Genomic DNA, 14,128 nt, shown 5'->3' with positions numbered 1-14,128 from the left:
CTTTGCCAATGCTGTCTCAACCGGCTACGGCGCATCCTTGCCGGGATTGTTTGGCTCGCTGGCTCGGGAATACCAAGCTTGGGCCGTCCGGATGGCGGATCTGGATAGTCCGCTGGGGGTGAATCCGGAAATCCTGCCCGACCGCCGCGTGCTCCTCAGCCGTGACGGCCTGTGGCTGGAACAGGGTCTGCAACGGCTCGCCCGTTTGCCCCTAAGCGATGCGCCCTACAGGGACGGCTCGGTCTATGTCGTCATTGGCGGCGCGGGCGGTGTGGCTCGGCAATGGAGCAAACATGTCCTGAGCCATGCAAGCGCGCAGTTGGTCTGGTTGGGTCGCTCACCTTTGGACGCTGCGATTTTAGGCCATCTCGAAAGGTTTTCCTCTCTGGGATCGAGGCCGCTCTATCTTCAGGCTGACGCCAGGGATGTGGCCGCCTTGGCGTCGGCCCGTACCGAGATCCTCGCGCGGTTCGGACGGATCGATGGTGTCGTCCATTCCGCGATTACCTTGGCAGACGGTGGACTGGCCGGAATGGATTGGCCGCGCATGGATGCGGCGCTGTCGGCCAAGCTCGATACGCTGGATAACATGATCGCTGTTTTCGGCGGCGACATGCGTGAATTCGGGCTTGTCTTTTCCTCTCTTCAGTCCTTTGCGCGGATGCCAGGGCAGGGAAACTATGCCGCCGCATGCACCTTCACCGACAGCTTCGCTCTGGAACAGGCGAGCCGCCTCGGATTGCCGATCAAGGTGGTGAACTGGGGCTATTGGGCGGATGCCGGGATTGTCGCAACCGAAGAACATCGCCGCCGGATGCAGCGTTTCGGGCAGCTTGGCCTGAATGCGGAACACGCTTTTGCCGCCCTTGATGCGCTGATCAGCGGTGGTCCCGGCCAAATGGCAATTGCAGAGCTTCAGATAGGGGCAAAAGTGACAACGGAACGCGATTCAATATCGGAAAATGCCGTGCTTTCCACTGTGCTGGCCGACGGTCATGCGCCCGCTCTGATGGTCGGGCTGGATTTGTCCGATGCATCGGGCCGCTGGCGGCCTATTCATGCGCGACTTGGTGCGCAGATGGACCGCTTCGATCCAGAAATGACAGATATTCTTGCCGCAAGTGTGAAGGCTGCGGGCCTGCTTCATCCCGAAGCGAGGGCCCATGTGCGCGGTCTGCCTGGCATTTTTGCCAAATGGTGGAATGAAACTGCCCGTGTACTGACGCAGGCACGATATCTGACCGCCGACGGGCACCCCGATCGTCCTTGCCCCAGCATGGATGAGGCGTTGGCACGCTGGCAATCGGCAACGGCAGCTGTTGCGGACGAGCCGGATTTACGCGATCACGTCCGCCTGGCCGAGGCCATGCTGCGCGGATTGCCTCACATTCTGGAAGGGCGCGTTCCGGCGACCCAGTTCATGTTCCCGGACGGACGCTTCGATCTGGTCAATGGCGTCTATCACGGCAACAGTGTGGCGGATTTCTTTAATGATCTGTTGGCAGATGCCGTTGAAGCTGCCGTCCGAGCCCGCATCGCTTTGGACCCACAGGTCCGGCTCCGCATGGCCGAGGTCGGTGCTGGTACGGGAGGCACGGCTCGCGTGCTGTTCAAACGGCTCCAGCCCTATGCTGCCAATATCGAGGAATACCTATTCACGGACTTGTCCAAAGCCTTCCTGATCAATGCAAAGCAAAACTATCTACAGCAGGCACCCTACCTGAAGACACGGATTTTCGACGTTTCGAAGCCGCCACATGTGCAAGGGCTGGATGCCGGACGGTATGACATTGCGGTTGCGACCAATGTGCTGCATGCCACACGCGATATCCTGCAAAGCCTGTCGCACACCAAGGCTTTGCTGCGCCAGAATGGTCTGATCCTGGTTAACGAGCTGATCCAGAAGTCCCTGTTCAGCCATCTGACATTTGGCTTGCTTGAGGGCTGGTGGGCCTATGACGATCCGCACATGCGGCTCGAGGGTACACCGGCGCTGTCTTCAGCGCGTTGGCGAACAGTGTTAGCGATGGCCGGATTCCGCCCGGTAGCACGGCTTTGTCCCGAAGCCGAGGTGCTGACCCAGCAGGTCTTTATTGGCCAGAGCGACGGTGCAATCGTGACCAATCGCCTGCCGGATGCTCCCCCCAAAGTCGTCCAAACGGCTGTTTCTGCCCCCGAAAAGCTATTGTCCAAACCCTTTGCCGCGCCGGAAGCGTCGCCCGCAGCTGCCGTTGATCTACGGCGATATCTGCGTGCGAAACTTTCCGCCGCGATCGAGGTTGACGAGGCCCGTATCGAAGATGAAGCGGCGTTTGAACGCTATGGTGTGGATTCGATCCTTATCCTACAGATCGTTGATGCGCTGCGTCCAGACTTTCCAAAGATAACCTCGACCGTTCTTTTCGAATACAACTCGGTCGCACGGCTTTCGGAGTATCTGGCCCGTACCCAGCCGGATGCCGTGCGCAAACTGGCATTGGCTGGCGCGCCTTTAGCGGCGGTTGCACCCGTGATGATGAGCCAACCGGCTATAGCGCAACAATTTCCTGCCATCGCGCCGGCCCGGTCTTCTTCGCGTGATGTCGCAATCATCGGTCTTGCGGGGCAATTTGCCGGATGCCGCAACCTTGAAGAATTATGGGAAACGGTCGGCGGCGGAGAAACACTGTTCCGGCCAGCCCCTGAGGACGGCAGGGCCTGGCCGTCGCGCGATCCGCAACCTGCCGGTTATATGGATGGGGCTGATCAATTTGATCCGCTGTTCTTTGCCATCTCTCCTGCCGAGGCGTTGCAGATGGATCCACAAGAGCGGATTTTCCTGAAAACAGCCTATCATGCGATCGAAAACGCTGGCTATGCGCCGCAGGCCCTGTCACGGCAGGGGCGCGTCGCGGTGCTGGCGGGCGTGATGAACGCTCATTATCCCACACGAGCAGCTTTCTGGTCGTTGGCGAACCGGTTGTCGTTCCTCTTCGATTTCAAGGGGCCCAGCATTTCTTGCGATACGGCGTGTTCTTCGTCTGGTGCGGCGTTGGTGCTAGCGCTCGACATGCTTCGCTCCGGCCGGTGCGATCTGGCGATCGCGGGGGGCGTCAACGTGATTTCACACCCGCGCCATCTCGGAAATCTGGCCGCCTTGGGCATCCAGTCACGACAGGGGCAGATTCTGCCTTTTGCAGCGGAGGCGGACGGCATGCTTTCCGGCGAAGGTGTGGGGGTCGTTGTCCTCAAGACGCTGGACCGTGCCTTGGCCGACGGCGACAGGATCGAAGCGGTCTTGCGCGGAGGGGCGCTGAATAGCGGTGGAAGATCAAGCAGCTACACCGCGCCAAGCCCTGCGGCCCATGCCGAGGTCATCACTTTGGCCCTGGCGGACGCGGGTGTGACGGCCGATCGTATCAGTCTGGTCGAAGCCCATGGAACAGGGACCCGACTTGGCGATCCTATCGAGGTGGAGGGGCTGCGTCGCGCCTTGGGCAAGGATACGCAATGCGCCGTGAGTTCGATCAAGGCCAATATCGGCCACACGGAAAGCGCAGCTGCTATGGCAGGGCTGTTCAAGATCATCGCCCAGATGCGCGAAGGCCAGATTGCGCCAGTGCCGTATCTCGGTCAGGCAAATCCCGAAATCGATCTGTCGGATTGCGGGTTGTATTTCCCGCGCGATGCCCAGTCTTGGCCTGCAAAACAGGGATATGAACGGCTGGCAGGTTTAAGCTCTTTTGGTGCAGGCGGCGCGAATGCGCATCTTGTTATTGCAGAAGCGCCGTCCGTTCTCCAGCAGCTGCCTGATATTGCAGGGCGGTGGATTGTTCCGCTTTCCGCGCGGAGCTCCGCACAGCTCCAGATATTGGCGCGCGGCCTGCTGGACCGGATTGAATCCGGCAATGCGCCCCGGCTGGTCGATATTGCCTTTACCCTCCAGATGGGACGCGATTCCCAACCTACGCGTTGGCTTTGCGAAGTCTCTGATTTATCAGGCCTTGCGACAGCCCTGCGTGTTTTTCTGGCTGAACGGGCGCAGCCTGCGGGTAGCGCTACGCATCCACTGGCGCAGGCCTGGCTGAAGGGTGATGTTGTGGACTGGGCATCGCTTTGGTCGGACCAGATCGTGCGCCGCGTTGCATTGCCGGTCTATCCGTTTGCGGTAGAATCCTATTGGCTTGGCGAAACTACCAGCGAGACCGCCGTCACCGATGTGGTACCCACACCCGTCACGGCGAGCCGAAAACCAGCCCTGGAGCTTGTTGTCGATGCTGTTGGCCAGATCCTCGGCATAGCGCCAGACCGTCTGGATGCTGATGCTCCACTGGATAGCTACGGGCTTGATTCTGTTATGGTCATCCGTGCGACGGACCGTCTGGAGGCAGTGTTTGGACCCCTTGCGAAAACCCTGTTCTACGAATATCGCAGCCTGAACGCTCTTGCTGATCATCTAAGCCAGACATTCGGGAATAGCTTGCCTTTGGCTTCGCCCACACGGGTTGCGGAGCGCACTGAAGATGACCCGATCGCGATCATCGGCCTTGCCGGACGCTACCCGCAGGCTGAAACGCTTGAGGATTTCTGGCAGGTCCTTAGCACCGGGCGCGATTGCATCTCCACGGTTCCGGCCGAAAGGTGGGATCATGACCGTTTCTATTCTTCCACTCGGGCAGCAGGAAAGACCCGCAGCCGATGGGGTGGCTTTCTGAATGGTGTCGATCTGTTCGACGCCGCCTTTTTTGGCATCTTGCCCAAGGATGCGGACCTGACCGACCCGCAAGAGCGGCTGTTTGTCGAAACGGCATGGCACGCGCTGGAAGATGCCGGACATTGCCCCGAATCCCTTTCGCAAAACGGCAAGGTTGGCGTGTTCGTTGGTGTGATGTATTCTGAATATCAGTTGCTGGGCGCACAAGAAACGGCGCTCGGTCATCCCACGGCACTGTCTGCCAGCCCGGCCTCCATCGCAAATCGGATATCTTATCTCTTTGATTTCCAAGGCCCCAGCATGGCGGTGGATACGATGTGTGCCTCGTCGTTGACGGCGATCCATCTGGCGGTTCGCGCAATCCGGTCCGGCGAGTGCAGCGCTGCAATCGCGGGTGGCGTGAATTTGTCGCTTCACCCGAACAAATATCTGATGATGGCCCACGGTGGTTTTGAGGCGACGGACGGGCGTTGCCGCAGTTTCGGCGCGGGCGGCACAGGCTATGTGCCGTCCGAAGGTGTTGGCGCGGTGGTTTTGAAGCCACTGTCGAAGGCGCTGGCCGATGGGGATCCGGTTTGGGCTGTCATTCGTGGTTCGGCTGTAAACCACGGTGGTCGGTCGAACGGCTATACTGTTCCCGATCCTGTGGCGCAATCGGCCACGATCCACGACGCGCTTGTCGATGGGCAGGTTGATCCCGCGGCGATCAGCTACGTCGAATGCCACGGAACGGGGACCGCACTGGGCGATCCGATCGAGATTGCGGGCCTCAAGCGTGTTTTCGCAGCAGGACAGACGCTGGCGTTGGGATCGGTCAAGTCGAATATCGGCCATTGTGAAAGTGCTGCCGGTGTCGCGGGGCTGACCAAGGTCATCCTACAGATGCAGCATCGCATGCGGGTGCCCAGTTTGCATTCCGACCATTTGAACCCCGATCTGGCAATCGAAGGCACGGGCTTTGTCATCGATCAGTCGCTGACCCCATGGACCGCCGCCGGTGGGCGTTTGCTGGCGGGAATCAGCTCTTTCGGGGCAGGCGGTAGCAATGCCCATCTGGTGCTGGAGGAAGCACCAAAGGCAAAACCCGCGACGCTTACACCCGCAGGACCCTTTGCACTGGTGTTGTCAGCGCGCTCGCCGGAACAGATCGCGCAAATGGCAACGGCGCTGGCGGACCGGCTGGCGAAGGACCATCCATCCCTGGAGGCTGTGGCCTATACGCTTCAAACGGGTCGTCGTCCGCAGCCAGTGCGTGCAGGTGTGATCGTTGCCTCCGTCGATGAGGCGATCTTCGCCCTTCGGCAGCTTTCGCAGGGGGCTCTATCGGCCATTACAGGAGATGACCTGACCGCGCACTCTCTGCGGCGCTGGTTGGCAGGCGAGCGTGTGGATTGGCACGCGCTTTATCAAACGCCGCCGCAGCGGGTGCATCTGCCGCTTTATCCCTTTGCGCGCAAATCCTATTGGGGCGTTCCGCGCAAGAATGAGCCCCCGGCGGTGGTCGAGCCTGTTGCCGCCCCGACCCAACGCCTGGCAGAACCGGCATTTCGACATGCGCAAACGGCGCAGTCTGGCTTAGCGGCTCTGCCCTCCGCGATGTTGACTTTGTTTCATCCGGTCTGGTCACGGGACGAAAGCCCGACGATGCGATCCGATGCTGCTGAATATGTGCACAATCGTCTGGTCGTGGATTTGACTGGCCGGATGAAAACCAACGGCGACATGTGCATGTCCTTGCCACTGACATCGCCGGAACAGCTTGTGGAACAGCTTGTGGCGAAACTTGGCCCCATGATGGCGGGTGCAAAGACGCCACGACTTGTCCAGTTTGCACTGCCTACCGATATGGCTCCGTTATCATCCGCGCTTGCCGCCTTTGCAGGAACCTTATCGCAGGAGCGTCGCGAGCTTGCCACACAGGTTGTCGAGCTGGGCGTCCCGTCCTGGTCGGACAATCTGGAGCAGCTGATGGCCGAGCAGGCGGCGACCGCTGATGCCGTGATCCGTTTGCGCAATGACTGGCGTTTTATCCGCCATTTGCAGTCCATCGATCTGCCGTCGCAGAGCATGTCCCCGCCCAGAGGCTTAGTCGTGATCAGTGGTGGCATGGGAGGGCTCGGACAGATCTTCTCGGCGGATATTGCTGCTCGCAGCCCGGATACGCCGATCTTGCTGTTGGGGCGCAGGGCGCTTGACGCGGCTATGGAGGCAAAGTTGCGCCAGATCGGTGCGCATAGGATGTCTTACGCCACTGTCGATATCACGGATGCGCAGGCCGTGGCCGTGGCCATCGCCAATGCACGGGATGAATTTGGGCCGGTAGAGATGGTCATCCATTCGGCAGGCATTCTGCGTGATAGTATGGTGATGTCAAAATCGCCCGCCGATGCCCGCATGGTCGTTGCCACCAAAGTCGCCGGTGTGCAGGCGTTGGATCAGGCAACGCAGAATGATCCGCTGTTGGCTTTTGTGCTGTGTTCATCTCTGGCCGGGGTGACGGGCAATGTTGGCCAGGCGGATTATGCCTTTGGCAACGCATGGCTTGACGGCTTTGCTGCCGTTCGGCAAGGACCGGGGCGGACGCTTTCGCTCAATTGGCCACTTTGGGCCGAGGGTGGAATGACTGTGCCGGCGGCGGTGCGTGGCAGGATGCTTGACGGTTACGGGCTGTTGCCCATGCCAGCCGTCGCGGGGCTAGAGGCAATGTGGCGGTGCCTGAGCCTGGTAGAGCGGCAGGTTATCGTCGCTTTCGGTCAATCCGAACGTATTGTCGATACATTGGACGGTGGCAGTGCCCGCCGGACCAAGGGACAGGATAATCCGGTTACAGTCGCTCCTGTGGCGGCGGTTGCCACGCTGGATGCCGCGTCGGCGATTAACGCGGTGTTGACTGAACTTGTGGCCGAAATTCTGCGCGTTCCTGTCTCTGAGGTCCAGTCCGATGCCGAACTGAGCGATTACGGGTTTGATTCGATTGCGCTGACCGATTTGGCAGAAAAATGCACGGGCCGCCTTGGCGTCCCCATTAATCCTTCACTCTTCTACAGCTTTGGAACCTTGCGTGCAGTCGCCGGGCATCTGGCAACCGAAATTGGAAATGTAAGGACTCCTGATGTGTCTGACATGGAAAAGGAAAGCCCCCGTGATCAGGCTTATGCCGCACCACAAGCGTTAACGCAGGAAACGGATGATGCCGTCGCAATCGTCGGGATGAGCGGAGCGTTCCCTGGTGCGCCTGACATTGCCACCTTCTGGCGCAACCTGGTTGAAGGGCGTGCCGTGATCAGCGAAATCCCGCCAGAGCGTTGGGATTGGCGGGCGCTGATGGGCGATCCCAAAACCGAACAGGGTAAGACGGATATTCGCTGGGGCGGTTTTCTGGATGATATTGCCAGTTTCGACCCGTTGTTTTTCGGCATCTCGCCGCGAGAGGCCGAAACCATGGACCCCCATCAGCGATTGCTGTTGACCCATGCCTGGCGTGCCATCGAGAATGCCGGCATGGACCCCGCCGCGCTATCGGGCACCAATACCGCCGTCTTCATGGCAACAGCCGCCAGTGAATACGCAGCCATGGCGCGTGAAGCCGGCCTGGTGCTACAGCAAAAGAGCGCCTCCGGGGTTGTCGGATCGCTTGGACCCAACCGTATCAGTCACTTCCTCAATCTGGCTGGACCAAGCGAACCCGTCGAAACTGCCTGCTCCAGCGGGTTGGTCGCGCTCCATCGCGCTGTGGAAGCCATTCGTGGTGGCTGCGAGGGTGCGCTGGTCGGGGCGGTGAATACCATGCTGATGCCACATGCACATATCAGCTTTGCCCGTTCGGGCATGCTCAGTCCCGATGGACAATGCCGTAGCTTTGCCGCCGATGCCAACGGTTATGTCCGTAGCGAAGGTGTTGCTGTCCTGCTCTTGCGCAATATGCGGGATGCTCGCCGGGAAGGTTTGCCGGTCTATGGTGTCATCCGTGCAACCGGCGTCAATCACGGCGGGCGCAGTGTCTCGCTGTTCGCTCCAAATGCAAAGGCGCAGGCGCGGTTGATCTCTGACGTGATGCTGGCCTCGGATATAGATCCTGCGACCGTCACCGCCATTGAGGCGCATGGTACCGGAACCCTGGTCGGTGATCCCATCGAGATCGAAGGCTTGAAACAAGGCTTCGATCTCGCCGTTTCCCGCTCTGGACGTCATGGGCCGCAGCCGGGTCAGATTGCCCTGTCGAGTGTCAAAAGCTGGATCGGCCATGGCGAGGTTGCTGCCGGCATGGCAGGCTTGATCAAGCTTCTATTGGAAATGCGCGATGGTGTCCTTATTCCTGACGCGAACCGCAGTCGGGTGAACCCCGCGATCCGGCTGGACGGAACCCCCTTTCGTCTGGTTGATAAGTCAGAGCCTTGGACACGGATTAAGGGCGAAGGCGGTCAAGCATTGCCGCGACGTGCCGGCATCAGTTCATTCGGTTTCGGCGGAGTAAACGCTCATGCGGTGATCGAGGAAGCCCCGCCTTCCGTGCGACGCCAGAGCCGTTCAAATGGGCCGGAGGTTATTGTGTTGTCCGCACAATCTTCCGACGCGTTGATGGCGACGGCTCGACAATTGCTGAACTGGACCCAGACGCAACCATCCGAACCGGCGTTCGACAGTCTGGCGGCAACGCTACAGATTGGTCGCAGCGCCCTAAGACACCGACTTGCGTTTTCAGCTGGCTCCATAACCGAAATGTGTCAGCGGTTGTCTGAAGTGGTCAATGGCACGGCTGATAAAACGACTGTGTTCTTTGGCGTAGAAAGTAGAAACGCCAACCTTGGCCCATCCGATGCAGCTGCATTGCCGGATCAGCTTGCTCGCGATTGGGTGGTCGGGCGTGCGGTGCGGTGGCCAGACCGACCAGTCGGCTTGCCGCGCCTGGCATTGCCTCCAACCGCGATGGATATGCGCCGTTGCTGGTTTACGGGCGGGCCGGAAACGCTGGCGCCTGTCTCCGCAACCGTCCCAGACAAAGCAATCAATGCCGCGTCTGCGAATGGCGGACTGATGGCCCGGACGCCGGAGCAGCATGCAGGTGGCGCGGTCTATGCGGCTCTGTTTGATGCAACAGCCGCCTTCGTGCAAGATCATCGCGTTCAGGATGATGCGGTGCTGCCGGGTGCGGCATATGCCGCCATGGTCCATGCCGCCGCATCCAACTATTTTGGGTCCACCGTTCTGACGATCCGCGATCTGAGTTTTGAACGCATGGCGCGCGCTGGTGATCTGTCGCCGCCATTGACGTTGCGTCTCTCAAATGAACACGCCGATTCCTCAAAGTTCAGCGTTGAGAGCGCCTCCGGTGTTCACGCTCGCGGTCGTGTGGCGCGGCTGGGCTATGGTCAGCAGCGCAGGATCGACCTTGCCGCTTATCGCGCCCGCGTGTCTGCACAGTTGGATGGCCGCGCCTTCTACGATCTTTTTGCGCGCATGGGGCTGAATTACGGTCCTGGCTTCAGGCTCATCGAAGGGGCAGTGGGTGGAGACGGCTTTGTCCTGACGATGCTTAAGCAGGTCTGGCCGCATGACAACGGGTATGCCTGCCTGCATCTGCCACCCAATCTGCTGGATGCAGCGCTACAGTCCACGCTTGGCTTCACTTTGATGCAGACCATGAATTCGGTCCAACTGATGGTTCCAGTCAAGATCAACAGGATCGACATCTATGCCCCGTTGGGGACCGACATTGTCGTTTTGGCACAACAATCACCGGATTCAGGTGGGCGGGCCTGCGATATTGCCATGTGTGCACCAGATGGAACGGTTCTTGTGGATCTGCACGGTTTCATCGCTGCACGTGTTGGTCCGGTGCCGACTGGCGGAGGCCGAAGCCATCCTGCCGGATTGCCGGTGCGACCGCCTGCCGTTGCGGAAGCGAAAGCTGAAGCGCACCTGCAAAAACGCATCAGCAAAGTTGTTGCAGAACTGGCCCATATGGCGATGGACGAGCTCCCCTCCGGCGCGACCGCTGCGGAATTCGAACAGGATTGTGACATTCCCGGCAAATCGACTGGCCGTCTTTCACCAAATCTCGGAGCGGGTGTCACGTCGACAACGGTTTTTGATCATTCGGTCGGAGCTGCTCTTTCGTCCGGGACGGCCCCAATGCAGGCGGGTGTCATGCGCAGCTCGGCCAGACCGGCACCTGATGCGGCTATACAGAATGCCGTCATCAAGATGATCGCCGATATCGTGCATCTGCTGCCTTCGGATCTGACCGACGACACGGCGTTTTCCGAAATCGGGCTGGATTCCATTGCCTTTACCGAACTGGCTGGCCGGCTATCCGTCTTGCTGTGTGAGGATATCTCTCCTACGATTCTATATGAATGCGCGACGATTGAGGCCCTGTTGCGCCGCGTAGCGGACGTGCAGCAGATCGCTGAAGCGAAATCCGATATGGCGGCTGCTACATCGCCCGCTCCGCAAGCCTCGTTGACATCCGACTTGCTGGAGATCGTCGCGGGTCTGGCGCATCTTTCAGCTGCCGATCTTGATAGCGAAGCCGCTTTCGCGGACTTGGGTTTCGATAGTGTGAACTATGCCGAACTGACGGCGCGGATCAAGGCTAGCTTTGATGTAACGATTGAGCCGCATGAATTCTATGGCCTCACCAACGTGACGGCCTTGGCTGCCCGCTTGGCGCAGGACGTGCAAGCTGCATATGCGCCAACCGCTGCCGTTCCGGTGCGCGCGTCTCCCCCTGGCGTGCCCGCAGTTGTTGCCACAGTGGTTGAGACCGCTGCGGAATTCGAACAGGATTGTGACATTCCCGACAAATCGACTGGCCGTCTTTCACCAAATCTCGGAGAGGGTGCCACGTCGACAACGGTTTTTGATCATTCGGTCGGAGCTGCTCTTTCGTCCGGGACGGCCCCAATGCAGGCGGGTGTCATGCGCAGCTCGGCCAGACCGGCACCTGATGCGGCTATACAGAATGCCGTCATCAAGATGATCGCCGATATCGTGCATCTGCTGCCTTCGGATCTGACCGACGACACGGCGTTTTCCGAAATCGGGCTGGATTCCATTGCCTTTACCGAACTGGCTGGCCGGCTATCCGTCTTGCTGTGTGAGGATATCTCTCCTACGATTCTATATGAATGCGCGACGATTGAGGCCCTGTTGCGCCGCGTAGCGGACGTGCAGCAGATCGCTGAAGCGAAATCCGATATGGCGGCTGCTACACCGCCCGCTCCGCAAGCCTCGTTGACATCCGACTTGCTGGAGATCGTCGCGGGGCTGGCGCATCTTTCAGCCGCCGATCTTGATAGCGAAGCCGCTTTTGCGGACTTGGGTTTCGATAGTGTGAACTATGCCGAACTGACGGCGCGGATCAAGGCTAGTTTTGATGTAACGATTGAGCCGCATGAATTCTATGGCCTCACCAACGTGACGGCCTTGGCTGCCCGCTTGGCGCAGGACGTGCAAGCTGCATATGCGCCAACCGCTGCCGTTCCGGTGCGCGCGTCTCCCCCCGGCGTGCCCGCAGTTGTTGCCACAGTGGTTGAGACCGCTGCGAGCAAACTATCTGAACAGGGGATTGACGGTTTTGCGATTATCGGCATGAGCGGTAAGTTTCCGGGTGCCGCCGATCCGCAGAGCTTATGGCAGAACATGCTTGCAGGCAAAAATGCGATCACCCGTCCGCCCGAGTGGCGCTGGGACTGGAAGCGTATCGATGGCGACCCCCGACTGTCACCGGGGCGCACGAATGTACACTGGGGTGGCTTTATCGACGGGCTTGCGGATTTCGATCCTGCTTTCTTCGGCCTTTCCGGGGCAGAAGCCGAGATTATGGATCCCCAGCAGCGGTTGATGATGATGCATGTATGGTCGGCGCTGGAATCCGCTGGCTATGCTCCCCGAAGCCTAGGCGGTTCCAAGACTGGTCTCTATATGGGGGTGTCTTCAGCGTCTTACTCCATGATGGTCGATCGGGCTGGACGGAGTACCGATCCGCGCTGGGTCATGGGGAATGTGGCATCCATGGGACTGAACCGTATCAGCCATATGCTTGACCTGCGCGGACCCAGCGAACCGTTCGAGACCGCTTGTTCCAGCAGTTTGGTGGCCCTTCATCGCGGCATTGAGGATCTCCGCAGCGGTGTCTGTGACATGATTGTCGCGGGTGGGGTAAACGCCATGCCGAACGAAGACCTGCACGTCGCCTTCTCTGCTGCCGGAATGTTGAGCGTCGATGGCGCTTGCAAAACCTTTGACAAGGATGCCAATGGCTACGTTCGGGGCGAAGGTATCGGCGTGGTTGTGTTGCGTCGGTTGCAAGATGCCATGCGGGACGGCAACGAAATTCTCGGGGTCATTCGCGCAACAGGTGTTCGTCATGCGGGGCGGGCCGTTTCTCTGACCGCTCCCAATCCGCAATCGCAGGCTGCCTTGATCCACGAGGTCATCGACCGTTCAGGAATGGACCCTGCCACCATTTCGTATATCGAAGCGCATGGCACAGGAACCGCGCTGGGAGACCCGATTGAGATAGAAGGCCTCAAATCGGCGTTTGATTCTGCGCGCAAAGATAGTCCTTGCCAGCCGGGGTTTTGTGCAATCGGCACTGTGAAAACCCATGTCGGCCATCTGGAGATTGCGGCAGGTGTGACCGGCTTGATCAAGGTGCTCTTGCAAATGAAGCACCGCCAGATTGTCGGCAACCTGCACTGCCGGAATGTCAATCCGCTGCTTCGGCTTGAAGGAAGCCCTTTCCGGCTGGCCAAGGACACTGAATCCTGGACACCGACAGATGCGGACGGGCATCCTTTGCCGCTGCGGGCTGGAATCAGTTCTTTTGGCTTCGGTGGCGTGAATGCCCATGTCCTGGTGGAGGAACCGCCGGCGTTGTCGCATGATGCTTCGGTTGATCTTGCCCCACAGGCTGTTCTCTTATCTGCCGCCACCGAAGCGGCATTGCGTGCCCAGGTCGAAAATCTATCGGCGTGGATCGCCGATCGTCCCTGGACATTGACCGAAGCCGGACTTCTGGCACGGATTGCGGTTACGCTTCAGGACGGGCGCGATGGCATGACGTATCGGCTGGCAATGGTGGTGCGCGACGTTGATCATCTGGCAGTGACGTTACGAGCTTGGCTGGACGGGCACCTCGCGCCCGCCGATGCAAGCGTCTATGCAGGACAAGCCCGGCGTAAACAACGGCTTATGCGTGCCGATGATTTGCACTCTCTGGTAGCAAAATGGGCGCGGGCAAGGGATCTTCGCCGTGCGAGCGAAGCTTGGGTTGAAGGTCTTTCTGTCGATTGGCAGGCGTTTCGGGACAGACCTGTGCGCAAGCTATGCTTGCCGACCTATCCCTTTGAATGCAAACCCTATTGGGTGGGTACTGTCTTGGTGCCGCCGGTCGAGCCACCGTTCGCCGCTGTGCAGCTTGCCGATTAA

Annotated in this window: 1 protein-coding gene (running past one end of the window); it reads left to right on the top strand. The window is 59.6% G+C overall.

Going from position 1 to position 14,128, the window contains the following annotated elements; translation table 11 throughout:
• Positions 1-14,128: the 3' portion of an SDR family NAD(P)-dependent oxidoreductase gene (locus tag H1Y61_RS21555; RefSeq protein ID WP_180574776.1), read on the top strand. It extends 6,839 nt beyond the left edge of the window; the window shows 14,128 of its 20,967 coding nt (coding positions 6,840-20,967); the start codon falls outside the window, past its left edge; the stop codon is at positions 14,126-14,128.

It is taken from the genome of Agrobacterium vitis, assembly GCF_013426735.1.
GTDB lineage: Bacteria > Pseudomonadota > Alphaproteobacteria > Rhizobiales > Rhizobiaceae > Allorhizobium > Allorhizobium vitis_D.
The sequence above is the reverse complement of the archived record's forward strand: the minus strand, read 5'-3'. Positions and strand labels throughout refer to the sequence as shown.